Source organism: Streptomyces sp. NPDC004721 (genome assembly GCF_053601495.1).
The window spans coordinates 164,759-187,637 of sequence record NZ_JBSGBZ010000005.1; the positions used below are offsets into that span (position 1 = coordinate 164,759).

Here is a 22,879-nt window from a genome sequence, read left to right on the forward strand (position 1 = left end):
CGGGCCAGGGGAAGTGCAGGGAGGCGACCACATGTTTCGGCCTGCCGCCGCGACCGGTGTGGCCGCGGCCGGCAGGCCGCCATCAGGGGATTTCGGGCGCGCTCAGCGCCGCCAGGGCAGCTCCGCCGTCACCCGGGTGGGGCCCCCGGACGGCGAGTCCACGATGAGGATCCCGTCCACCGCGTCCAACCGCTCGGCCAGCCCGGCGAGGCCCGACCCCTTGGACACGTCCGCGTTGCCGACCCCGTCGTCCTCGACCTGGAGCATCAGCCGGTCCTCCACCCGCCAGACGTCGACGGAGGCGGACCGCGCCCCGCTGTGCTTGCTGACGTTCTGGAGCAGCTCGGAGACCGTGAAGTACGCGATCCCCTCGATGGCCGCCGCCGGCCGCTCGGCCAGATCGACCTCCACCCGCACCGGCACCGTGCAGCGCGAGGCCACCGCCGACAGGGCCGCGTCCAGGCCGCGGTCCGTCAGGACCGCCGGGTGGATCCCCCGCGCCAGGTCCCGCAGCTCCTGCAACGCGGTCTTCACCTCGCCGTGCGCCTCGTCCACCATCCGCGCCGCCGCCTGCGGATCCTCCGTCAGCTTCTCCTTCGCCAGCCCCAGATCCATCGCCAGCGCCACCAGCCGGGCCTGCGCCCCGTCGTGCAGGTCCCGCTCGATGCGCCGCAGATCCGCGGCGGCCGTGTCGACCACGACCCCCCGGTCCGACTCCAGCTCCACCACCCGCGCCGACAGCCGCGACGGCCCCAGCAGCCCGTACACCAGCACCCGGTCGACCATCGTCAGCGCCCGCACGATCCACGGCGTGGCCAGCGTGAACAGCAGCCCCACCAGCGCGGTCACCGTGATCTCGAACGGATTGTCCAGATAGATGCCGTGCTGACCGTCGCCGTAGAGCTGGAGCCCGCCCTGGCCGGCCCACATCGGGAACACCCAGAACCACAGCGGATACGTCAGCAGGCTCCAGCCCAGCGTCCAGAAGACCAGCGAGACCGAGAAGGAGAACACCGCCCACGGGAAGTGCAGGATCGCGTAAAGCAGGGCCCGCCAGGAGGCGCCGCTCTTCAGCAGGGCTCCCGTCCAGGCCAGGACGCCCGGTTTCGTCGTCCGCAGTGGCTGCGGCTCGGCGACCTCCAGGCCGAGCAGACGGCGCGCCCGCGCCCGCTCCAGCACGCCGAACAGGCGGCAGCCGCCCAGCGCCGCCGCGAGCACCGGGACGCCCAGGAACGTCACCAGCAGGCCCGCGCCCAGCGACACCATCGTCACCGCGTACGTGAACAGCATGATGCCGATCGGCAGGTTCAGCAGCACGTACCCGAACTCGCGCCAGCTGCGGGCCTCGAACGGCGCCCGCAGCCCGGCCGGCAGCAGGTGCCGTTCCCGGCCGGTGCCACCGTCGTGGAACCCGCCCGCGCTGTAGGGCCCGTACCCCGGTGCGTCCTGCGATCGGTACTGGGTGGCCATCGGCGTCGTCCCGTCCCCTCGTTCCGTGTCTTCTACGGCTGTCCCGCCGTACTCCCAGCGTCCTCGGCCGCGGATGGCGGAACCATGGAGCACGTCGGCGTCTTGCGCGGGGGGTTTTCCCTACCTCGTGCCGGGGGCGCCCCGGCCGGAGGCGGCCACCCCGGACCCGGCCGGACCGGCGCCGTCCGTACGGTCCCGCCACGGCAGCTCCGCCGTGATGGCCGTCGGGCCGCCCGGCGGCGACTCGACCACGAACAGGCCGTCGACCGCGTCCAGCCGCTCGGCCAGACCGCGCATGCCCGTTCCGCCGTCCAACCGGGCACCGCCGCGGCCGTCGTCCCCCACCTGGATCAGCAGCCGGCCGTCGGACCGCCAGACGTCGACGGAGGCGGACCTCGCCCCGCTGTGCTTGCTGACGTTCTGGAGCAGCTCGGAGACCGTGAAATAGGCGATGCCCTCGATGGCCGCGGCCGGACGCGACTCCAGGTCGACCGTCACCTGCACCGGCACCGTGCACCGCGAGGCCACCGCCGACAGCGCCGCGTCCAGGCCGCGGTCGGTCAGCACGGCGGGATGGATGCCGCGGGCCAGGTCGCGCAGCTCCTGGAGCGCGAGCTTCACCTCGCCGTGCGCCTCCTCGACCATCGCGGCGACGTGCTCGTCGGACCGGCCCTCCAGCAGTTTCTCCTTGGCCAGGCCCAGGCCCATGGCCAGATTGACCAGCCGGGCCTGCGCCCCGTCGTGCAGGTCCCGCTCGATGCGCCGCAGATCCGCCGCCGCCGTGTCGACCACGACCCCCCGGTCCGACTCCAGCTCGGCGATCCGCCGCTCCAGCTCGTCGGACGGCGACAGCAGGCCGCGCACCATCGCCCGGTCCACGTTCGCCAGGCCCCGGGCGAGGAAGGGCAGCACCGGCCAGAGCACGAACAGCGAGGTCAGCGTCACCGTGAAGGTGAGCACGCCCCAGGGCAGCCGTATGAAGTGGTACAGCGCCGAGCGCCAGCCCACCGGGTCCTTCAGCGCCGCCCAGAGCCGGCCGGGCAGTCCCTTCGCGCCGTGCAGCGACAGCGGGCTCGGCTCGTCGATCCGCACCCCGAGCAGCGCCCGCGCCCGCTCCAGCCGGCCCAGCACCCGCGAGCCCATCAGCCCGACCGCCAGCAGCGGGAAGCCGATCACGTTGAGCGTCAGCGCGCTGCCGGTCAGCAGCACCGTCACCACATAGACGAAGCCGAACAGCGATACTGGGAGGTTCACCAGTAGATGCGTGATCTCCCTCCAGGTGGGCAGGTCGTAGGCGAAACGGGCCGGCGGCAGCCGGTCCTCGGCGCCTGCTGCCGCGGGATCGGCGGCGGGGATGCGAGCGGTCATAGGGGCCAGCGTGCCGTGCGGCGGCCGACGGCGCCATGAGGTGGGCCGCCCTCACCCCCTGGGGAAAACCCCACCTTCGCGCCCCAGGGTGTGACGGGCTGCTTACCCGCCCTTTATCAGGGCCTAGACTCCCGTGCGTACAGATCGTCGAACAGCCGAACAGCACGGGGCCGGGGAAAAACAGGTCCGACAGGACCAGGGAGTGAGGAACGGACGGTGCGGGAGACGTTGCGGGGGTCGACCGCCGTCGTCGCGGCGGACTACTTCCAGTCCTATTCGGTCGTCGGAGTGCTCGCCTTCGTCGGCGTGCTGTTCGTCGCCGTCGCCTTCGGTGCGGGGCGCCTGCTGCGCCCGGTGGTCCCCACCCCGGAGAAACTGCTGACGTACGAGTGCGGCGTCGACCCCGTCGGCGAGGGCTGGGCGCACACCCAGGTCCGCTACTACGTGTACGCGTTCCTGTACGTGATCTTCGCCGTCGACTCGATCTTCCTGTTCCCCTGGGCGACGGTCTTCGCCGCCCCCGGCTACGGCGCGACGACGCTCGTGGAGATGTTCATCTTCCTCGGCTTCCTGGCCGTGGGCCTGCTGTACGCATACAAGAAGGGCGTCCTGGCATGGACGTGACCCCCATCACCCCCGAACCAGTACGGCTGCCGGAGCCGAAGCGGCTGGGCACGCTCGCCCGGCTCGCCCCGGAGCCGATGAAGGTCGTCCTGAACTGGGGCCGGCGCTACTCGCTCTGGGTCTTCAACTTCGGCCTCGCCTGCTGCGCGATCGAGTTCATCGCCGCGTCGATGGCCCGGCACGACTTCATCCGCCTCGGCGTGATCCCGTTCGCGCCCGGGCCCCGCCAGGCCGACCTGATGGTGGTGTCCGGCACGGTCACGGACAAGATGGCCCCGGCGATCAAGCGGCTGTACGAGCAGATGCCCGAGCCCAAGTACGTCATCTCCTTCGGCGCCTGCTCCAACTGCGGCGGCCCGTACTGGGACTCGTACTCCGTCACCAAGGGCGTCGACCAGATCATCCCGGTGGACGTCTACGTTCCCGGCTGCCCGCCGCGTCCCGAGGCGCTGCTCCAGGGAATCCTGAAACTCCAGGAGAAGATCGCGCGCGAGTCGCTGGGGGAGCGGTACGCCACCGGGACGGCCCGTCCGTCGACGGCGGCGCTGCAGAGCGGGCTCGTACGGCCGCCGGCCACTGCGGCCACCGGCGAGGGGGACCCGCGATGAGTGGGACCGGCTGGCTGCCCGCGCCCGTCGGGGAACTCTTCGGGACCGGCGCCACGGCGGAGGAGTCCTACGAGGTCCTGACGGTGGACGTGCCGCCGGACGCGTGGATCTCCGCGCTGCTGACCGCCCGCGACGAGCTGGGCTGCACGTATTTCGACTGGCTGAGCGCCGTCGACGAGCCGGGCACGGGCTTCCGCGTCTCGGCCCACGTCGTCGCCCTCGCCCCGGTACGGCGCCTGCTGGTGCGTACGACGGTTCCGCACGAGGCGCCCGTCCTGCCCACCGCGGTGGACGTCTACGCGGGCGCGGCCTGGCACGAACGCGAGACGCACGAGATGTTCGGCGTCTCCTTCCAGAACCACCCCGGCCTGGACCACCTCCTCCTGCCGGAGACCTTCGAGGGCCACCCCCTCCGCAAGGACTTCGTCCTCGCGGCCCGCGTCGCCAAGGCCTGGCCGGGGGCCAAGGAGCCGGGCGACTCGGACCACGGCGGTCCCAAGCGCCGCCAGATGCTGCCACCGGGCGTGCCCGACCCCAACGAGTGGGGCCCCCAGAAGGGCCAGCTCCCGCCCGCCCCGTCCCGCCCGGCGCGGGGCGCGGCCCGGGCGGCGGGCGACCGCCCGGCCCGCCGCACGCGCACGGCGGCGGAGGGCTCGTCCGGCCAGGCGACGACCACTCCCGCAACCGAGCAGCCCGCGGCCCCCACCGCCCGGCCCCGCCGGATGCGCAGCGCAAGCGAGGGTTCGACAAGCCAGACGGCTCACCGAGACGAGGGGGCGCCGGGCTCTGCGGCTGCGTCTCAGGGGACGGCTGCGCCGGAGGGTGCGGTGCCGAAGGCCGGGACGGCCGCCGAGGGCACGCCTGGAGACGCCGGCCGGCCGACGGCCGAAGGCGCGGTGACGCGGCGCGAAAGCGAGACGGCAGAGCGCACGGAAGGTACGGCGGCGGAATCCGCGGCTGCGCCCGAGGGTGCGGCGGCGGACGTTTCGGCCCGCGCCGAAGGCGCGCCTCGGCGTGCCGGGGCCGCAGCGGGCGAAAGTGCCGCAGAGGACACGCGGGCAAGGGCTGAGAGCACGTCTGAAGACGCCGGCCGGCGCCGGGCGACGGCCGAGGGCGCGGTGACGTCGGAGCAGGCTGGCCAGACTCGGGGCGCGAGCCGGATGGCGCGCGGCGACGGGGCTGCCGAGGCGGAGGTTTCGGTCGGTGCCGAGGGCGTGCCTGGGCGGGACGGGGCTGTAGCCGACGAGGATGCCGCAGAGGGCACGGGGGCCGCAGCCGGAGGAACGGCAGCGCAGGCCCCGGAGGCCGAAGGGCCGGCTGCGGACGTTCCGGTCGCGCCCGCCGCGGGAGGTCGGCGTGCGGCCGAGGGGGCGGCGTCGCAGCGGGCGGGGGCCACAGGGTCTCGCCGTGCGCGGAGTGCGAGCGAGGGCTCGGCGTCCCAGCGCGGGCAGGCAGCGGACCCGAAGCCACCCACGGCGCCGCGCAGTTCGGACGCCCCCTGGCACCACGCGCGCCCGGCGTTCGACGAACCCGAACCGAAACCGGGGCCGTCCCCCGAGGACGACGACCCCCACGCCACGAAACCCCCCACCACCCCCGACGACCCGGAAGGAGGCACGCGGTGAACGGCGCCGTCGACGTCGCCCTGCGACTCGTGATCGTCTTCGCGGTGTTCCTGACCTTCCCCCTGATCGTGGGTCAGACCGAGCACAAGGTGATGGCGCACATGCAGGGCCGCCTCGGCCCCATGTACGCCGGCGGCTTCCATGGCTGGGCCCAACTGGTCGCGGACGGCGTGAAGTTCGCGCAGAAGGAGGACGTGGTCCCGGCCGGCGCCGACCGCCGTGTCTTCCAGCTCGCCCCCGCCGTGGCCCTGCTGCCCTACCTCCTCGTGCTGCTCGCCATCCCGATCGGCCCCAGTGAGGGAGCCGTCGGTCAGGTCCTCGACGCGGGCATCTTCTTCGTGCTCGCGATCATGGCCATCGGCGTCCTCGGCTCGCTCATGGCCGGCTGGGCCTCCGCCAACAAGTTCTCCCTCCTCGGCGGTCTGCGCACCGCCGCCCAGCTCCTCGCCTACGAACTGCCGATGCTGCTCGCCGCCGCCTCCGTGGCGATGGCGGCCGGCACGGTCTCCCTGCCCGGCATCGTCCACGCCTTCCACTGGTGGTGGCTGCCCTGGCAGATCGTCGGCGCGATCGTCTTCTTCGTCGCCGGCCTCGCCGAACTGCAACGCCCGCCGTTCGACATGCCCGTCGCCGACTCGGAGATCATCTTCGGCGCGTACACCGAGTACACCGGTCTGCGCTTCGCCCTGTTCCTCCTCGCCGAGTACGCCGGGATCGTCGTCCTGTGCGGCCTGACCACCGTCCTCTTCCTGGGCGGCTGGCACGGCCCGTGGGGAGCCGAGGGCCTCGGCTGGGTCTGGACCCTGCTGAAGACGGCGATCCTCGCCTTCGTGGTCATCTGGCTCCGCGTCACCTACCCGCGGCTGCGCGAGGACCAGCTCCAGAAGTTCTCCTGGACCCTCCTCGTCCCCCTTTCCCTCGCCCAGATCGCCCTCACCGGCATCGTCAAGGTGGTGATCCAGTAGCCATGGCCCCCATCCCCGGCAGCGGCCTGGCCAAGGGCCTGGCCGTCACCCTCCGCACGATGACGAAGAAGACCGTCACCGCGCAGTACCCCGACGTCCAGCCCGACCTTCCGCCGCGCACCCGCGGCGTCATCGGCCTGTTCGAGGAGAACTGCACCGTCTGCATGCTGTGCGCCCGCGAGTGCCCGGACTGGTGCATCTACATCGACTCCCACAAGGAGACGGTCCCCGCGGCGGCCCCCGGCGGCCGCGAACGCAGCCGCAACGTGCTCGACCGCTTCGCCATCGACTTCTCCCTGTGCATGTACTGCGGTATCTGCATCGAGGTCTGTCCTTTCGACGCCCTGTTCTGGTCCCCGGAGTTCGAGTACGCCGAGACCGACATCCGCGACCTCACCCACGAGCGCGACAAGCTGCGCGAGTGGATGTGGACCGTGCCCGCGCCGCCCGCCCTCGACCCCGGCGCGGAGGAACCCAAGGAGATCGCCGCCGCCCGCAAGACCGCCGAGAAGCTGGCGGCCGCGCAGGCCGAACCGCGGGAGGGGGACACGTGAGCATCGCCGCCGCAAGCCACGGCTTCCTCTCCCCGACCGGCGTCGAGATCGCCTTCCTCCTCGTCGGCCTGGCCACCTTCGGCGCCGCCCTCGTCACCGTCACCACCCGGCAGCTCGTGCACGCCGCCCTGTGGCTGGTGGTGACCCTCGGCGGCCTCGCCGTGGAGTACCTGCTGCTCACCGCCGAGTTCATCGCCTGGGTGCAGGTCCTCATCTACGTGGGTTCCGTCGTCGTCCTCCTCCTGTTCGGCCTGATGCTCACCAAGGCGCCCATCGGCCGCTCCCCGGACGCCGACTCCGGCAACCGCTGGGCCGCCCTGACCGTGGCCGTCGCCGCCGCGGCCGCCCTGGTCTGGGTGGTCGTCGACGCCTTCCGCACCACCTGGATCGACCTGGACGGCGCCGCCGCCGGATCGACGAAGGCCACCGGCGAGAGCCTGTTCCAGAACTGGGTCCTGCCCTTCGAGGCCCTCTCCGTCCTGCTCCTGGCCGCGCTGGTCGGCGCGATCGTCCTGTCCCGCAAGGCGAAGACGGTCGCGGCCGCCCCCCAGGTCCCTGCCGCCACCCGGGCCCCGGGGGCCCACGGCGACCCGGGCGCGAAGGAAGGTGTCCGCTGATGCACCTCGCCTATCCCGCCGTGCTCTCCGCCCTCCTGTTCTGCACCGGCCTGTACGGGGTCCTCGCCCGCCGCAACGCGATCCTGGTCCTGATGTCCGTCGAGCTCATGCTCAACGCCGTCAACCTCAACCTGGTCGCCTTCGACGTCTGGCTCAGCAGGGCCGCGATCGAGACCCTGCACTCCGGGCAGGCCCTGACCCTGTTCACCATCGCCATCGCCGCCGCCGAGATCGGCATCGGCCTGGCGATCGTCCTCGCCGTCCACCGCAACCGCGGCACCTCGGACATCGACCGGCTCCGCGACTCCGCCGAGGGCCCCGACGACTCCGACGACGGCCCCCACAGCGCCGCCGCGACCGCGGAGGCCGCTGAGAAGGCTGAGGCCACCGCGTGACCACGACCACCCTCGCCGTCCTCGTTCCGCTCCTTCCGTTCCTCGGCGCCGTGGCCGGCCTGCTGCACGGCCGCAGCGCGCCCGGCTTCGTCCGCCCGCTCGCCGTCCTGCCGACCCTCGCCTCCCTGGTCCTGGCCGCGCTGGTCGCCGCGGACCAGGGCGGCGGCCGGGCCGTCGACGCCACCACCGAGCTCACCCCCACCGGCTCGGTGCCCATCGAACTCGCCCTGCACATCGACGGCTTCGCCGCGCTCGTCGCCGTCCTGGTCGGCGTCGTCGCCACCTGCGTGCAGATCTACTCCATGGGCTACCTGCGCGACGACCCGCGCTACCCCTCGTACGCCGCCCTCGTCTCCCTGTTCACCTCCGCGATGCTGCTCGTCGTCTACTCCGGCGACCTGATCGTGCTGCTGGTCGGCTGGGAAGTCATGGGCATCTGCTCCTACTTCCTGGTCGGCCACTACTGGGAGACCCCCGAGGCCCGCGCCGCCTCGATCAAGGCCTTCCTGGTCACCAAGCTCGGCGACGTGCCCTTCCTGATCGGCCTGTTCGCGCTCGGCACCGACGCGGGGTCCTTCCGGATCACCCAGGTCCTCGGCACCGTCGCGAGCGGCGGACTGCACCACCCGACCTTGATCGCCCTGCTGCTCCTCGCCGGCGTGGCGGGCAAGTCGGCGCAGTTCCCGCTGCACACCTGGCTCCCCGACGCCATGGCGGGCCCGACGCCCGTCTCCGCGCTGATCCACGCCGCGACGATGGTCGCCGCCGGTGTCTACTTCGTCGCCCGGCTCCTCCCCGTCTTCCAGGCCTCCTCGGCCGCGATGGTCGTCCTCGCCGTCATGGCCGCCGTGACGATGGCCGGCTCGGCGCTCGCCGCGCTCGCCCAGGACGACATCAAACGCGTCCTCGCCTACTCGACGATCGGCCAACTCGGCTACATGACCGGCGCGCTCGCCGTCGGCGACCGCGGCGCGGCCGTCTTCCACCTCCTGTCGCACGGCGCGTTCAAGGCGCTGCTGTTCCTCGCGGCCGGCGTGATCATCCACGCCGCCGGCACCAACTCGCTGGCCGCCATGTCCCGGATGAGCAACCTGCGGGACCGCGTCCCGGACGCCTACTGGACGATGACCGTGGCGCTCCTCGCGCTCGCCGCGATCCCTCCCTTCAGCGGCTTCTTCTCCAAGGAGTCCGTCCTCGGCGCCGCCGAACACGCGGCCACCGGCCACACCGGCCACGCCCCCGTGGCGGCCGGCTGGACCATCCTCGTGGCCGGCCTCCTCACGGCCCTGCTCACCGGCGCCTACGCCATGCGCCTGTGGCTGCTGGCCTTCCGCGGCCGGGGCGCCGAGGCCCCCGACCACGGCAGGCAGCCCCTCGTCATGAACGCGGTCCTCTGGGTGCTCGCCCTCCCGTCCCTCGCCTTCGGCGGCCTCGCCTTCCGCGTCCTGCCCGGATGGTTCGACGGCCGGGACCTGACCCCCATGCTCATCACCTCCGTCCTCGGCACGGGCGTGGCCCTGGTCGGCGGCATCGTCACCTACGGCGCCTGGCAGCACACCTCCGCGCTCGCCGCCCGGGTCCCCCTCGGCGCCGTCGCCGCCCACCCCGAGGGCGACGCCGGACTCGTCGAGGCCGAGGCCATCGCCACCCACCGGCCCGCGTACGGAGACATCGCCCACGCGCCCGACCCCGCCGACCCCGGACGGCTGCTGCTCGGTCCGCTGCACCGGCACGCGGCCGCCGGCTTCCACCTCGACGCCGTGTACGGGGCCCTCTTCGTCCGCCCGGTGCTGGCCGGAGCGAGCCTCGTCCGGTTCCTCGACCGGGAGGTCGTCGAGACCTACGTACGTGGCGCCGGAGCCGTACCCCGACTGCTCGGGGCCGCCGTACGGCGGGCCCAGACCGGCAATGTGCAGACCTATGTGAGCGCGCTGCTCGCCGGCACCGTCGTCCTGGCGGTCGTCGCCGTCCTTCTGGCCACGGGAGCGTGAGCAGGCGTGATCGATATCAACGAGTCCGTGATGCAGTTCCTTCTGGCATTCCTCGTCGCCGGCCCGCTCCTCGGCGCGCTCGCCGCCCTCCTGCCCGCGCCGCCCGGGCTGAAGGGGAAGTCACCCGAGCAGGCCGTGCTCCGGCATGGCGTGACCGTCACCGGCGCGATCCTCGCCGCCGCGATCGTCCTCGCGGTCGGCTTCGACCACGCCCACCCGTCGAAGATGCAGGCCACGACCGACATCAGCTGGATCCCCGCACTCCACGTGCGCATCCACCTCGGCGTCGACGGCATTTCCCTCCCCCTCGTCGTACTGACCGCGCTGCTGACCTTCCTCTGCGCGCTGTACTCCTACTTCAAGCCGCCCACGGGTCCCACCCCGAAGGCCTTCGTCGCGCTGCTGCTCCTCCTCGAGTCCGGCACCCTCGCGACCTTCGCCGTCCTCGATCTGCTGCTGTTCTTCCTCGCGTTCGAGATGGTCCTCATCCCGATGTACTTCCTCATCGCCCGCTGGGGCGGCGAGGGCCGTCAGGCCGCCGCCTGGCGGTTCATCCTCTACACCCTGCTCGGCTCGGTCGTCATGCTGCTCGGCCTGCTCCTCATCGGGCTCAAGGCCGGCACCTTCGACATGGTGGCACTCGCCACTGACAACGGCCGGTCCCTGACCGCGTCCGTGCAGGTCATCGCCGTTCTGGCGATCGGTCTCGGACTCGCCGTCAAAACGCCGATGTGGCCGCTGCACAGCTGGCTGCCGGACGCGCACACCGCCGCCCCGACCGTCGGCTCGGTGCTGCTGGCCGGTGTCCTGCTGAAGATGGGAACGTACGGCTTCGTCCGCATCCTGCTGCCGATCGCACCCGACGGCTTCCGCACCTTCGCGCCCTACCTCGCCGCCCTCGCCGTCGTCGGGATCATCTACGGGTCCCTGGCCTGCCTCGCCCTCGCCAGGCAGGGCGCGAAGGGCGACCTCAAGCGGCTCATCGCCTACTCCTCGGTCGGCCACATGGGCTTCGTCCTGCTCGGCATCGCCACCATGACCCCCACCGGCGTGAACGGCGCCCTGTTCGCCAACATCGCCCACGGCCTCATCACCGGCCTGCTGTTCTTCCTCGTCGGCGCGCTCAAGGACCGCACCGGCACCACCGACCTCGACGCCCTCGCCGAGAAGACCGGTGCCGCGCTGTACGCGAAGGCCCCGCGCCTGGGCGGCCTGCTCGCCTTCGGCGCCGTCGCCTCGCTCGGCCTGCCGGGCCTGGCCGGGTTCTGGGGCGAGATGCTCGCCCTGTTCGGCTCGTTCCAGCCGGCCGCCGGCCTCAGTCGGCCCGCCTTCCTCACCTTCATGGCGATCGGCGCCTTCGGCACCCTGCTGACCGCCGCGTACATGCTCGTCGTGGTCCGCCGCGTCTGCATGGGCGCTGTACCGCGGCAGGCGCCACAGCTCGCCGACGTCCGGGGCTACGAGTTCGCGGCCTGGACCCCGCTCGTCGCCCTCACCGTCCTCGCCGGACTCTGGCCGAAGGCCCTGCTCGGGCTCACCGACCCGGCCGTGCAGCAGCTCCTCGCAGGAGGCACCCGATGAGCGCCCTGGCCCAGACGGCGGCCGAGTCGGTGGTCCAGTCCGTCGACTGGCTCGCCGTCGCGCCGCCCACCCTCACCGCGGTGATCGCCCTCGTGGTCCTCGTCGCCGACCTCTTCGTGCCGGAAGCGCGCAAGCCCCTCCTCGGCTGGTTCTCCGTCGCCGGACTCGCCGCCGCCGCGCTGCTGCTCCTGCCCCTCCTCGACGGCGACCGGGCCACGTTCTGCCAGACCGGCCACCCCGACGTCTGCAGCTACACCGCCGACCGATTCACCCTCGTCATCCAGTTCCTGGTCCTCGGCGGCGCCCTCCTGACCACCCTGCTGTCGGTCACCGCGCTGAAGGACTCACGCAAGGCACTGCCCGAAGGGGAGTTCTGGTTCCTGCTGCTGGCCTCCGCCGCCGGTGCCGCGCTCCTGCCCGCCGCACGCGACCTGGCGACCCTCGTCGTCGCCCTGGAGGTCGCCTCCCTGCCCGCCTTCGCCCTCGTCGGCCTCCGCCACGGCGACCGCAGGTCCTCCGACGCGGCCCTGAAGTTCTTCCTGTCCTCGGTCACCGCCACCGCCGTCAGCCTGCTCGGCGTCAGCTTCGTCTACGCCACCACCGGCACCCTGTACCTCACCCGGATCGCCGAACGCATCCAGCACGTCGACGGCCAGTTCCACACGCTCGCCCAGACCGGCGTCGTCCTCACCCTCGTCGGCTTCGCCTTCAAGACCGCGGCCGTTCCCTTCCACTTCTGGGTGCCCGACACCTACGTGGGAGCCCCCCTGCCGGTCGCCGCCTACCTGTCGGTCGTCGGCAAGGCCGTCGGCTTCACCGGACTGATCCTCGTCACCGTCGTCGCCTTCCCGTCGTACTCCGGCGCCTGGGGTCCCGCGATGGCCGTGCTCGCCGCGTTCACCATGACCGTCGGCAACGTCGGCGCCCTGCGCCAGCAGGCCACGCGCGCGAACAGCGCGGTACGGCTGCTCGCCTGGTCCTCCGTCGGCCAGGCCGGCTACCTCCTGGTGCCGATCGCCGCCGCCGGCTACTCCAGGGACCCGCAGAAGTCGATCGGCTCCACGCTCGCCTACGCGCTCATGTACGCCGCCGTGAACATCGGCGCCTTCGCCGTGGCCGCGCTCGTGGGCCGTACGAAGGAACGCAACCGCGTCAGCGACTACCGCGGCCTGTACGCCACGAACCCGCTGACCGCCCTGCTGCTGGCCTTCTTCCTGCTCTGCCTGGCCGGCCTTCCCCCGGGCGTCATCGGGCTGTTCGCCAAGGTCACCGTGTTCTCCGCCGCCGTCGACGCCGGACTCGGCTGGCTCGCCGTCGTCATGGCCGTCAACGTCGTCATCGCGTTGTTCTACTACCTCCAGTGGACGACCCTGCTGTTCCGCGCCCCCGAGGGCGAACCTGTCGGGCACCGCGTCCCGGCCCCCCTCACGGCCGCCCTCGCCCTGACGGGCGTCCTAGGCGCAGCCCTCTCCGGCGCCCCCCAGCTGGTGCTCCGCTTCGCCGGCACCGGCCTGTTCTGAGCCCTGGCCCCCGCCACGCGCGCGTGGGGCGCCGGCCCTCACACGCGCGTGTGCAGCCCGGCGCCCCGGCCTGCGCCTGCCGCCCGGCGCCACGGCCCCCACGCGCGCGTGCCGCCCGGCGCCCCGGTCACCCGGACGGCCCGGGCGCCGTCGCGAGCACCAGGGAACCCGCGGCCCTCGCCTGGCGTTGACCAGTTCGTAAGGGTCCACTGGACGTGACACCACACGGCACCGGTGGAGTCGAAGCGCAGCAAGCGAAGGGTTCCCCTGCCGCACCACTTGGAGGGCGTACCGTGCACCGCCGGCACAACGGGCTCAGGACCGCAGTCCTCCTCGGGGGACTGTCCGCACTCATCATCCTCATCGGCAGTTTGTTCGGCCGCACCGGCCTGATCGTCGCGGTCCTCGTCGCCCTCGGCACCAACGCGTACGCGTACTGGAACAGCGACAAGCTGGCGCTGCGCGCCATGCGGGCCCGCCCGGTCAGCGAGTTCGAGGCCCCGGCCCTGTACCGCATGGTCCGCGACCTCTCCACCCAGGCCCGCCAGCCCATGCCCCGCCTGTACATCTCCCCGACCGAGGCACCCAACGCCTTCGCGACCGGCCGCAACCCGCGCAATGCCGCGGTGTGCTGCACGGAAGGCATCCTGCGCATCCTGGACGAGCGCGAGCTGCGCGGCGTCATCGGCCACGAGCTCAGCCACGTCTACAACCGCGACATCCTCATCTCCTCCGTCGCCGGTGCCCTGGCCTCCGTGATCATGTTCCTGGTCAACTTCGCCTGGCTGATCCCGATCGGCCGCTCCGACGACGACGAGGGACCCGGCCTGATCGGCATGCTCCTGATCATGCTCCTCGGCCCGCTCGCCGCCTCCCTCATCCAACTGGCCATCAGCCGTTCCAGGGAGTACGAGGCGGACGCGTCCGGCGCCCGGCTCACCGGCGACCCGCTCGCGCTCGCCAGCGCCCTGCGCAAGCTGGAGATGGGCACCCAGCAGCTTCCGCTGCCTCCCGAGCCGCGTATCGAGACGGCGAGTCACATGATGATCGCCAACCCGTTCCGCCCCGGTCAGGGGCTGTCGAAGATGTTCTCCACGCACCCGCCGATGGCGGAGCGCATCGCCCGGCTCGAGCAGATGGCCGGCCGCCGGCTCTGAGACGGCCAGGGTCGAAGCCCGGCCCGGGGAAAGCCCTCCGGGCCGGCGACGACGACGCCCCGTCTCAGACGGCCCGCCTCACCCGTCCGGGCGGGGCGCTCAGCGCCCGGCGAATCCGTCGTCCGTCCGCACCACTTCACGCCCCAGGGGCATGAGCGAGGCCGGGATGAGCTTCAGGTTGGCCCACCCGAACGGGATGCCGATGATCGACAGGAACAGCGGGATGCTGGTGATCAGGTGCCCCAGCGCCAGCCACCAGCCCGCGAAGACCAGCCAGATCACGTTGCCGATGAACGACCCCGCCCCGGCCCCCGGACGCTCCACGGCGTCGCGGCCGAACGGCCACAGGACGAATCCCGCGAGGCGCAGCGACGCGATGCCGAACGGGATGGTGATGATCAGGACGAAGCAGATCAGCGCGGCGATCAGGTAGCCGATCGCCATCCAGATGCCGCAGCAGACCAGCCACACGAGGTTGAGCAGCAGGTTGATCACCTTCATGATCGGCATCCTCCAAGATCGTTCCGTCGGCACTGCCCGCTGACTCAAGTATCGGCGTGATCAGGGGATTGGAGGGGGCCGCGGCTCCCTTGTAGCGTGATCGGGAAGGTTCGGAGACGATCCCGCGGTGCGCCGGCGCCGCCTGCCTCTAGCGCGCAGCCCGCCACCGGCGTACGCCGTACGAGGCCATGCCCGCCGCCAGCACCCCGCTGCCCACGGCCACCGAGACCCACGGCAGGGCGAAGGCCAGCGTCACGCATCCGACGAGGCCCAGCGCCGGCACCGCGCGCCGGGCGGGGGCGGGATCGAGGGTCCAGGCGGAGGCGTTGGCGACCGCGTAGTACGCCAGGATGCCGAAGGAGGAGAAGCCGATCGCGCCCCGGACGTCGACCGTCGCGGCGAGCACCGCGACCACGGAGCCCACGGCCAGTTCCGCCCGGTGCGGCACCTGGAAGCGGGGGTGCACCGCGGCCAGCACAGCGGGCAGATGCCGGTCCCGGGCCATGGCCAGCGTGGTCCGCGAGACGCCCAGGACCAGGGCGAGCAGCGACCCCAGCGCGGCCACGGCGGCCCCGGCCCGCACCACCGGGACCAGTCCGGGCACCGCGGCCGCCCACACCGCGTCGGCCAGCGGTGCCGCCGCGCGGCCCAGCCCGTCCGGTCCCAGCACGGAGAGCGCGGCCACCGCGACGCACACGTACACGGCCAGCGTGATGCCCAGGGCGAGAGGGATCGCGCGCGGAATGGTGCGCGCGGGATCCCGTATCTCCTCGCCGAGGGTCGCGATCCGCGCGTATCCGGCGAAGGCGAAGAACAGCAGCCCGGCCGCCTGAAGGACGCCGCCGGCGCCGACGGAGCCGCCGACGGCCACGCGGTCGGCGGTAAAGGCGCCGGACCCCAGGCACACCACGACCACAGCGGCGAGGACCGCCAGCACGACCGCCACGATCGCCCGAGTCAGCCAGGCGGACTTCTGGACGCCGCCGTAGTTCACCGCGGTCAGCGCCACCACGGCCGCGACCGCCACCGCGTGCGCCTGACCCGGCCAGACGTACGCGCCCACGGTGAGCGCCATCGCCGCACAGGAGGCCGTCTTGCCGACGACGAACGCCCAGCCCGCCAGATGGCCCCAGAACATGCCGAGCCGTTCACGCCCGTACACGTACGTGCCGCCGGAGGCGGGATACCGGGCGGCCAGCCGTGCCGAGGAGGTGGCGTTGCAGTAGGCCACCACGGCGGCGACCGCGAGCCCGAGGAGCAGCCCGGAGCCTGCCGCGTGGGCCGCCGGCCCCAGAGCGGCGAAGATCCCGGCTCCGATCATCGAGCCGAGCCCGATGACCACGGCGTCCGCGACCCCGAGGGTGCGCCGCAGCTCGGACGGGGGCGGGGAAGCGGACCGAGTCATGGCCCGAACCCTACTGACCGGCGCAACCGCGACCGAACGGTGCAACCGCGGGACGAGGTCGGGGCGTCCCTCTCCACGACGCGCTCCTGGCGCGGGACGAACACGCGTGTGGTAAGCACGATCACAGCACGTGACAAGCACGACGAACGACGCGCGGCCTGCGTGCGCTGCAGCACAGCCTGTCCGATCCGAACGCGAAGCACCGGGACAGCGCAGGCACGGCGTGGAAGGGCAGGTTCAGAGCATGGGCATCATCAGCTGGATCATCCTGGGGCTCCTGGCCGGCGCCATCGCGAAGCTCCTGCTGCCGGGGCGCGACCCGGGCGGCTTCATCGTCACGACCCTCATCGGCGTCGCCGGAGCGTTCCTCGGCGGCTGGATCTCCGCCCGCTGGCTGGGTCACCCGATCAGCAGGCAACTCTTCGACGGCGCCACCTGGGCCGCCGCGATCGGCGGCTCGCTCGTGCTGCTGATCGCCTACCGCATCTTCTTCGGCAGGTCGCGCGACTGAGCCTGCGGGCCGGGCCGAGCCGCGGCCGGCAGGCGGGAAAGGGTGGGCACCGCCGGGTGCCCACCCTTTGTTCTGTCCTACCGGTAGTTCACGAACTGGAGCGCGAAGTCGAAGTCCTGGCCCTTCAGCAGCGCGATCACGTTCTGGAGGTCGTCGCGGCTCTTGGAGCTGACGCGCAGCTCCTCACCCTGGACCTGGGCCTTCACGCCCTTGGGCCCCTCGTCGCGGATGAGCTTCGCGACCTTCTTCGCGTTCTCCTGGGAGATGCCCTCCTTGATCGACGCGAAGAGCTTGTACTCCTTGCCGGACAGCTGCGGCTCGCCCGCGTCCAGGGCCTTCAGCGAGATGCCGCGCTTGATCAGCTTGGACTGGAAGACGTCGAGGACTGCCTTCACTCGGTCCTCGGAGTTCGCCTCCAGGAGGATCTTTTCACCGGACCACGAGATCGAGGCACCGACGCCCTTGAAGTCGTAGCGCTGCGAGATCTCCTTGGCGGTCTGGTTGAGGGCGTTGTCGACCTCCTGCCGCTCGACCTTCGAGACGATGTCGAAACTGGAGTCGGCCATGTCCTGTGGCTCCTTGTATCGGGGTGCGTATCGGATGCGTGCCGGCGGGCGTGGGGGAGGCCGCCGATCCCGGCCTGCGGGTCGCGGGTCGCATCCGCACCAGCCTAGCCATCCCGGGCCGTGCCGGCCGCCGATCAATGGGGTGGCGGAGCACCCCTCAGCATCGGGTATTGTTTACGTCGTTGCCGGAGAGCACCGCCGAAAAGCGGTCGGACCGGCGGCATCCCAAGGCGGTGTGCCCGAGCGGCCAAAGGGAGCAGACTGTAAATCTGCCGGCTCAGCCTTCCCAGGTTCGAATCCTGGCGCCGCCACACTTGGGAGTATCCGCCCCTGACCAGCGAGTTTGGTCAGGGGCGGATCTCTTTTGCGATCTCTTCCTCTCCCCGCCGTTCCCCGCTGGTCCCTGCTCGTTCTGGCACGCGTGTGGCACGGCCCGGCGTGAGCTGTCAGTCCGGTGCTTGACTCGGCATGCCAGACTGCGGCCGTGGAGGAGACCTATCAACTGTGGTTGGCAGCCGTGCCGAGCCCCATACCCGAGGATGAGGCTCGGATCCATTGGAACTGCAAGGACGATCCGACGCCGGTTCTGGACGAGGGCTTGCGTTGCGCCTCCTACCTGTACGTCGGTTCCTGGGGTGACGAGCACGAGCCGGAGAATCTGTATGCGGGCCAAGGGCACTGTCCTGCCAACCGGCTGCACGGCTGGCTCTTCTACATCGGGACGATCGATCGCTATCAGGCGCCGTTGCTCGACGAAGAGTTGATGGCCCGACTGGTCGAGCTCTACCGTCTCCGTCCCGATCAACGCTGCGACCTGCGACTTAGCTGTCGGCGGTTGTCAGCGTTGGTTGTCGTTTAGCACCCCCGCACGGCCCAGAGACGACTACGCCGGGTCGGTGCTGTGGAACAACCATGCCGGGGACCTGTGGCGCCGCTTCACCATCTACCTGCGCCGTGAGATCGCCGCCCGAGCGGGCCTGACACAGACGGCGCTCAAGGAGGTGTGTCGGGTCTCCTTCGGCAAGGTCGCCGAATTCCAAAAGCGTGGGGCCGTGCACTTCCATGCCGTGGTGCGGTTCGACGGTCCGGACGGCCCCGACACCGCTCCGCCGTCCTGGGCCACTGTGGCTCTCCTGGATGAGGCGATCCGGGCCGCCGCTGCCCGTATCGCGGTGCCGGTGCCTGCGGCCGGTGACTTCCCGGCTCGCGTCCTGCGCTGGGGCTCCCAGGTCGACGGACAGGCCACCGGCGCCCTGGGCCACGAGGAACTGACCGAACAGGCCGTTGCCTCCTACGTCGCCAAGTACGCCACCAAAGCCGCCGAGACCACCGGCACCGTTGACCGCCGCATCGGGGAGCTGGCCGAACTCGACAAGCTGTCCTTACCCGCGCACACGCGACGACTGATCGAAGCGTGCTGGGCGCTCGATGACGCCTACCCGGAACGGCTGCTGTGGCGCTGGGCTCACATGCTCGGCTTCCGCGGGCACTTCTCCACCAAGTCGCGCCGGTACTCGACCACCCTCGGCGCGCTGCGCCAGGTGCGGGCCGACTACCGCGCCCGGCAGGAACGCCACGAACACGGGTTCTCCGAAGACCTCGACGACACGGAGGGCTCCACGCTCGTGCTCGCCCACTGGACCTACGCCGGACAGGGCCACACCCCCGGCGAATCCTGGCTCGCCGCCTCGATCGCAAAGGACATCCGACTGAACCGGGAGACAGCACGTGAAGCACTGGCCGACTTGGCCGATCTGGAAGGGGAGGGAGATTGGTGATGGCTGAGCGGCTTCTCACCGTGCAACAGGTGGCCGAACTCCTCGGGACAACCGTCCGCTTCCCACGGCGGCTCATCGAGGAGCGCCGGATCACCTTCGTGAAGGTCGGCCGACACGTCCGCATCCCAGAGAGCGCGGTAGCGGCGTACATCGAGACCAACACGGTTGAGCCGGTCCGGCCCTCCCGGTTGCGGTTGAAGGCGGTGGCCTGATGCCGAACAACCGAGGCAAGCGCCGGCGCTTTGGTGCTGTCCGGCAACTCAAGTCCGGTCGCTGGCAGGCGCGCTACCGTGATCCCGCATCCGGCGTCCTGCGGTCTGCGCCGAACACCTTCGCCACCAAGACCGACGCTGACGTCTGGCTCACGACTACTGAGGCGGAGATCCTCAAGGGGTCGTTCCGTGATCCAAGCGCTGGAAAGATCACCGTGGAAGAGTGGGCCAAGCGCTGGTTCGACTCGGCGTCCCCGCATCTCAAGCGGCGGACCGTGACCCTGTATGCGGGGCTGCTCCGTCTGTGGATCAATCCGAGGATGGGCGGCTACGAACTGTCGGCGGTGCGTCCGATCCACGTCAAGGAGTGGCTTGGCGGACTCCAAAAAGCGGGGCTCAGCGCCTCGCGTGCCCGCACGGCGTACCGGGTGCTCTCCCAGGTCTTCGCGTCGGCTGTCGACAATGACCTGATCGCGGTCACGCCATGCCGGGGGATCAAGCTGCCGCGTCTCCCCGAGACGGAACCGCACATCCTGAGCACGCGCGAGATTGAGCGCATGGCCTCGAACCTCAACCCGCCGCACGACCTCCTGGTCAAGCTCCTCGCCTACGCCGGTCCGGATCGGTGAGGCGTTCGCACTGCGTCGGAAGGATGTCGACCTGGTCAACGGCTTGATCTGGGTGGATGAGGCGTTGGCGGAGGACGGCGGACAGTTGTTCTTCGACACTCCCAAGTCGCATCAGAAGCGGCCTCTGACGCTGCCCGCGTACCTGGTCACGGAGCTGCGACAGCACCTGTCCACGAAGGTGGCCGACGATCCGGAAGCGCTGCTGTTCCTCGGCCGTACCGGGCGCCCGGTTCGGTACAACTCCTGGCGCCGTACGCACTTCGACAAGGCCGTTGACCGTGCCGGGCTCAAGGACGTGACCCCGCAGGACCTGCGGGCTACGCATGCCTCCCAGGTGGCCGACCGGCATGGCGTCATGGCTGCGGCCAAGCGCCTTGGGCACGCCAATGCGAGCGTCACGACTCGGCACTACGCACGGTCGCGCGATGGCCAGGATGCCGAGATCGCCAAGCAACTCAACGCCGAACACGAGAAGGCCAAGCGGGCGCGTGCCGGAAAGGCCAAGAGCGCCAAGCGGCCCAAGGGTGATGTGGCACGGACGTTGCACGACGGCAGGGAAGACAGTCAAGGGGCAAGTGATCAGAGCGGCTGACCTGCGCTGATGCTCCGGCAGGCGTGATCGTTCGCCAGAGTCTGTAAATCCCCCGTGGGCGACAGACCCTCTGCGAGGCGCCACAGCGAGTCCCCCATCCCCCCATAGCGCCAGGGCGAGGGGAACCCGCAGGCCGTAGCAGGGAGGGACCATCCCCGCGGGTGCGGGGAGCAGCAGCACCCCGCCGTCGCCCCCCCCCGCAGGGGCGCCGGCAACTGACCCTAGTCGGGCCCCGTTCTACGAGAGCAGGGCGCCAGTGACCTTCGACGTGACGCAGGGCCAGAAGGGGCCTCAGGCAGAGAACATCGTCCGCGGCTGCCCTGAACGCACCCTGCCCTCCCCGGCGTGTACTGTTGCTGGTGCCGACGCGGGGTGGAGCAGCTCGGTAGCTCGCTGGGCTCATAACCCAGAGGTCGCAGGTTCAAATCCTGTCCCCGCTACCACATGGAAGGGCCCGGTCTCCGGGCCCTTCCGCATGCGCCTGCAGCTTCGGTTTGCCCAACGGGGCCTCCAGCGTCGGCCCTCCTACGCAAGCAGCACCCCGCTCCGCGTGAAGGGCTGGGCACATTGAATTCCTGCTCACCTTCATCCCGTTCGGCGCGATCGTCCTGATCGTCTTCTACGCCATCGAGGGCAAAAGGCGGAGGCTAACGAGTACGACCCCAACCCGAAGTGGGGCCCGGCGCACTGAGCGGACATTAGCGCCGGCGAAGGCCTGTGCAACCACCGACCACTGCGAAACCTGATCTGGACGAGGGTGGATGGCCAGCGGCAGCCAAACATTCGAGGACGATCCCTTTATCGGTCACCCTGAGTAGTCGATTCTGACTCTTCTTCCTCCTCCATGATGCGGATGCCGTCGTGAGTCAGTGAGAGGGTGGCGGGGGTGTTGTGCGATGTCCATTCGACGGTGATCAGTCCTTCGCCGACGAGGAAGGCGCAGGCCGCGGTGAGATCTTCGTCGGGTACGTGGAGCTCGTCGCGGAGTGTCGCTCCACTGACGTCGGGGCGATTGCATTCGACGGCCCCGTACAGAGATCGGAGAACCGCTTTGCGGTAGGCCTTGCGTTCACGGAGTGTCGTCATGGCTGTCGCTCCAGGGCTTTTGGCCGACGGTGCGGGCGATGATGGGGTGGCGGCTTCGAGTTCTCACCGTCCGGTCACACCTCGTCGCTGGGATCGTGTTCCGCGAAGGATGATGCGCTCGAGGTCAGCCAGGACTGTGCGGACTGCGCGGTATGAGCGGTGTCAATGGTGAGGTGGAGACGGGTCGCCCCTCCGCGGCCGGCTGGGTAGCTGCGTTGTTCGGTCGAGGAGAAGCACCAACGCAGTACTTGTGCGACGCGACGGGCGACCTCTGGCGTTGCTGCGATGATGCGCACCTCAGCATGGTCTGGGGAGGGCAAGGGTTCATGATCCATGGCGTACCTCCTGCGGGCGTGTTGAGGTTGCACAAGCGGTCACCGGAGTTCTGGGGCCCGTGTGCCACTACGCCTCCACGCACGCCTCTTCCTGCATGTACGCCCCTTCTTGAAGCGTATGCCCCCGCCTGCCGCCGCTGCTTTTGGACCCGGAACCCCGCTGCTTCACGGCGTGCAGCATGCAGTCGCGTGGCGGGATCACCATCCGCTCGTTGGCGCCGATGGAGGCGCCCATCGCGCGCCGCTGCTCGGCAGCCGGCGCCTGCCCGGCGGCAGGCACCTTGCCGATGACGAAGAAGGACCCGTCGCCCGGCTCAAAGACATCGGGGCAGTCGTTGTAGCCGGTCGACCCGCTCTCGGCGAGGGTGGATCTGATGCGGCGCATGGTGCCCCTTGCAGTGACAGGATCGGTGTTATGGGCACCGAGACGGACTGGGTGTACCGGGTGTTCGAGCCGCACGGCTCGGAGGGATGGCGCCCCTACGGCAGCGACCCCGAACGGTGGCGGGGCACGATCACCGCCGACGATTCGAGCGAGGGCCCCCAGTACGCACTTTCCCTCGTCGTCGCCGACCTGATGACCGAGTGGAAGGTGTGCGGCCTTCACAGGGCGAAGCACGTGCGGGTCTACCTCTGGCGCGACGAGGAGGGCGACCAGGAGGACGCCGACGCCATCGTGGAGGTCCGGCCGAGCATCCACGCTGAGTTACCGGCGGGCGACCGGATCCGCGCATCGGCGGGATACTGGCCCGGGCACGAGCGATAGACGGATTACCCGGGCACGAGCGA

General features: G+C 71.0%; 24 protein-coding genes, 2 tRNA genes and 1 pseudogene. 20 read left to right on the plus strand and 7 right to left on the minus strand.

The genetic code is table 11. From position 1 onward, the window contains the following. Window positions 1-102: 102 nt before the first annotated feature. Both ACWEK3_RS06275 and ACWEK3_RS06280 read right to left on the minus strand, forming a co-directional pair. Window positions 103-1,470 (minus strand): sensor histidine kinase, encoded by a 1,368-nt coding sequence (locus tag ACWEK3_RS06275; protein WP_365774588.1) that lies wholly within the window; start codon window positions 1,468-1,470, stop codon window positions 103-105. Window positions 1,471-1,590: 120 nt separating this feature from the next. Then, window positions 1,591-2,838 carry a sensor histidine kinase gene (locus tag ACWEK3_RS06280; protein ID WP_453249061.1) on the minus strand — a complete coding sequence of 416 codons (1,248 nt, stop codon included), beginning with the start codon at window positions 2,836-2,838 and terminating at the stop codon, window positions 1,591-1,593. Window positions 2,839-3,054: 216 nt separating this feature from the next. On the opposite strand from ACWEK3_RS06280, the gene ACWEK3_RS06285 reads away from it, so the two are divergent. From ACWEK3_RS06285 to htpX, 11 genes are all read left to right on the plus strand, one after another. Then, complete coding sequence (locus ACWEK3_RS06285; protein WP_390725174.1) at window positions 3,055-3,462, plus strand: NADH-quinone oxidoreductase subunit A; 408 nt, start codon at window positions 3,055-3,057, stop codon at window positions 3,460-3,462. Then, entirely contained in the window at window positions 3,453-4,070 is a 618-nt protein-coding gene (locus ACWEK3_RS06290) for an NADH-quinone oxidoreductase subunit B (RefSeq protein ID WP_453249062.1), read from the plus strand. The genes ACWEK3_RS06285 and ACWEK3_RS06290 overlap by 10 nt, the downstream gene beginning before the upstream one ends. Then, window positions 4,067-5,695, plus strand: a complete 1,629-nt coding sequence (locus ACWEK3_RS06295) for an NADH-quinone oxidoreductase subunit C (RefSeq protein WP_453249063.1) — start codon at window positions 4,067-4,069, stop codon at window positions 5,693-5,695. Before ACWEK3_RS06290 ends, ACWEK3_RS06295 begins: the two co-directional genes overlap by 4 nt. Further along, the gene (locus tag ACWEK3_RS06300) at window positions 5,692-6,660 is read left to right on the plus strand and encodes a complex I subunit 1/NuoH family protein (RefSeq protein WP_390725171.1); all 969 of its coding nucleotides are present in this window, start codon (window positions 5,692-5,694) and stop codon (window positions 6,658-6,660) included. Before ACWEK3_RS06295 ends, ACWEK3_RS06300 begins: the two co-directional genes overlap by 4 nt. Window positions 6,661-6,662: 2 nt before the next feature. Then, window positions 6,663-7,214, plus strand: a complete 552-nt coding sequence (locus ACWEK3_RS06305; RefSeq protein ID WP_390725170.1) for a NuoI/complex I 23 kDa subunit family protein — start codon at window positions 6,663-6,665, stop codon at window positions 7,212-7,214. Further along, complete coding sequence (locus ACWEK3_RS06310) at window positions 7,211-7,831, plus strand: NADH-quinone oxidoreductase subunit J family protein (RefSeq protein WP_450545150.1); 621 nt, start codon at window positions 7,211-7,213, stop codon at window positions 7,829-7,831. Before ACWEK3_RS06305 ends, ACWEK3_RS06310 begins: the two co-directional genes overlap by 4 nt. Continuing rightward, window positions 7,831-8,226, plus strand: a complete 396-nt coding sequence (nuoK, locus tag ACWEK3_RS06315) for an NADH-quinone oxidoreductase subunit NuoK (protein ID WP_361424126.1) — start codon at window positions 7,831-7,833, stop codon at window positions 8,224-8,226. Before ACWEK3_RS06310 ends, nuoK begins: the two co-directional genes overlap by 1 nt. Then, a complete protein-coding gene (locus ACWEK3_RS06320; RefSeq protein WP_450545152.1) occupies window positions 8,223-10,217 on the plus strand; it encodes an NADH-quinone oxidoreductase subunit 5 family protein in 1,995 nt (664 codons plus the stop codon). Before nuoK ends, ACWEK3_RS06320 begins: the two co-directional genes overlap by 4 nt. 6 nt (window positions 10,218-10,223) lie before the next feature. Next, window positions 10,224-11,798: a complex I subunit 4 family protein gene (locus ACWEK3_RS06325; protein WP_361424132.1), complete on the plus strand. Its 1,575-nt coding sequence runs from the start codon at window positions 10,224-10,226 to the stop codon at window positions 11,796-11,798. Beyond that, on the plus strand, window positions 11,795-13,318 hold the full coding sequence (locus ACWEK3_RS06330) for an NADH-quinone oxidoreductase subunit N (protein WP_453249064.1): 1,524 nt from the start codon (window positions 11,795-11,797) through the stop codon (window positions 13,316-13,318). The genes ACWEK3_RS06325 and ACWEK3_RS06330 overlap by 4 nt, the downstream gene beginning before the upstream one ends. A 293-nt stretch (window positions 13,319-13,611) precedes the next feature. Beyond that, window positions 13,612-14,475 carry a zinc metalloprotease HtpX gene (htpX, locus tag ACWEK3_RS06335; RefSeq protein ID WP_141359421.1) on the plus strand — a complete coding sequence of 288 codons (864 nt, stop codon included), beginning with the start codon at window positions 13,612-13,614 and terminating at the stop codon, window positions 14,473-14,475. Between the two features lie 99 nt (window positions 14,476-14,574). Here the strand turns inward: htpX and ACWEK3_RS06340 are convergent, their stop codons facing one another. Both ACWEK3_RS06340 and ACWEK3_RS06345 read right to left on the minus strand, forming a co-directional pair. After that, a complete protein-coding gene (locus tag ACWEK3_RS06340) occupies window positions 14,575-14,976 on the minus strand; it encodes a YccF domain-containing protein (protein WP_141359420.1) in 402 nt (133 codons plus the stop codon). A 148-nt stretch (window positions 14,977-15,124) separates the two neighbouring features. Beyond that, window positions 15,125-16,381, minus strand: a complete 1,257-nt coding sequence (locus ACWEK3_RS06345; RefSeq protein ID WP_453249065.1) for an APC family permease — start codon at window positions 16,379-16,381, stop codon at window positions 15,125-15,127. 244 nt (window positions 16,382-16,625) lie between these two features. Between ACWEK3_RS06345 and ACWEK3_RS06350 the strand changes: the two genes are divergently transcribed. Next, complete coding sequence (locus ACWEK3_RS06350; protein ID WP_384432308.1) at window positions 16,626-16,892, plus strand: GlsB/YeaQ/YmgE family stress response membrane protein; 267 nt, start codon at window positions 16,626-16,628, stop codon at window positions 16,890-16,892. Between the two features lie 77 nt (window positions 16,893-16,969). Here the strand turns inward: ACWEK3_RS06350 and ACWEK3_RS06355 are convergent, their stop codons facing one another. Continuing rightward, the gene (locus tag ACWEK3_RS06355; protein ID WP_390725165.1) at window positions 16,970-17,458 is read right to left on the minus strand and encodes a YajQ family cyclic di-GMP-binding protein; all 489 of its coding nucleotides are present in this window, start codon (window positions 17,456-17,458) and stop codon (window positions 16,970-16,972) included. Window positions 17,459-17,687: 229 nt separating this feature from the next. Here ACWEK3_RS06355 and ACWEK3_RS06360 point away from each other — a divergent pair. The 7 genes and pseudogenes from ACWEK3_RS06360 (at window position 17,688) to ACWEK3_RS06390 (ending at window position 21,112) form a co-directional block, all read left to right on the plus strand. Continuing rightward, a tRNA-Tyr gene (locus ACWEK3_RS06360) sits at window positions 17,688-17,769 on the plus strand. Between the two features lie 173 nt (window positions 17,770-17,942). Beyond that, window positions 17,943-18,317 carry a hypothetical protein gene (locus ACWEK3_RS06365; RefSeq protein WP_453249066.1) on the plus strand — a complete coding sequence of 125 codons (375 nt, stop codon included), beginning with the start codon at window positions 17,943-17,945 and terminating at the stop codon, window positions 18,315-18,317. A 16-nt stretch (window positions 18,318-18,333) separates the two neighbouring features. Continuing rightward, window positions 18,334-19,236: pseudogene (locus ACWEK3_RS06370) on the plus strand (replication initiator); the annotation flags it as partial. Further along, window positions 19,236-19,448 carry a helix-turn-helix domain-containing protein gene (locus ACWEK3_RS06375; RefSeq protein ID WP_141359410.1) on the plus strand — a complete coding sequence of 71 codons (213 nt, stop codon included), beginning with the start codon at window positions 19,236-19,238 and terminating at the stop codon, window positions 19,446-19,448. The pseudogene ACWEK3_RS06370 and the gene ACWEK3_RS06375, both read left to right, overlap by 1 nt. Beyond that, window positions 19,448-20,077 carry a tyrosine-type recombinase/integrase gene (locus ACWEK3_RS06380; protein WP_453249067.1) on the plus strand — a complete coding sequence of 210 codons (630 nt, stop codon included), beginning with the start codon at window positions 19,448-19,450 and terminating at the stop codon, window positions 20,075-20,077. The genes ACWEK3_RS06375 and ACWEK3_RS06380 overlap by 1 nt, the downstream gene beginning before the upstream one ends. Next, on the plus strand, window positions 19,998-20,669 hold the full coding sequence (locus ACWEK3_RS06385) for a tyrosine-type recombinase/integrase (protein WP_453249068.1): 672 nt from the start codon (window positions 19,998-20,000) through the stop codon (window positions 20,667-20,669). Before ACWEK3_RS06380 ends, ACWEK3_RS06385 begins: the two co-directional genes overlap by 80 nt. 366 nt (window positions 20,670-21,035) lie before the next feature. Next, window positions 21,036-21,112: transfer RNA gene (locus tag ACWEK3_RS06390), tRNA-Met, on the plus strand. 355 nt (window positions 21,113-21,467) lie between these two features. Here ACWEK3_RS06390 and ACWEK3_RS06395 read toward each other — a convergent pair. Together ACWEK3_RS06395 and ACWEK3_RS06400 are read right to left on the minus strand one after the other, a co-directional pair. Then, the gene (locus tag ACWEK3_RS06395; protein WP_450542543.1) at window positions 21,468-21,755 is read right to left on the minus strand and encodes a hypothetical protein; all 288 of its coding nucleotides are present in this window, start codon (window positions 21,753-21,755) and stop codon (window positions 21,468-21,470) included. Window positions 21,756-22,157: 402 nt separating this feature from the next. Then, window positions 22,158-22,475 (minus strand): hypothetical protein, encoded by a 318-nt coding sequence (locus ACWEK3_RS06400; protein ID WP_453249069.1) that lies wholly within the window; start codon window positions 22,473-22,475, stop codon window positions 22,158-22,160. Window positions 22,476-22,505: 30 nt separating this feature from the next. Here ACWEK3_RS06400 and ACWEK3_RS06405 point away from each other — a divergent pair, with 30 nt between their 5' ends. Further along, on the plus strand, window positions 22,506-22,856 hold the full coding sequence (locus ACWEK3_RS06405) for a hypothetical protein (RefSeq protein ID WP_450542547.1): 351 nt from the start codon (window positions 22,506-22,508) through the stop codon (window positions 22,854-22,856). The last annotated feature ends 23 nt before the right edge of the window (window positions 22,857-22,879 follow it).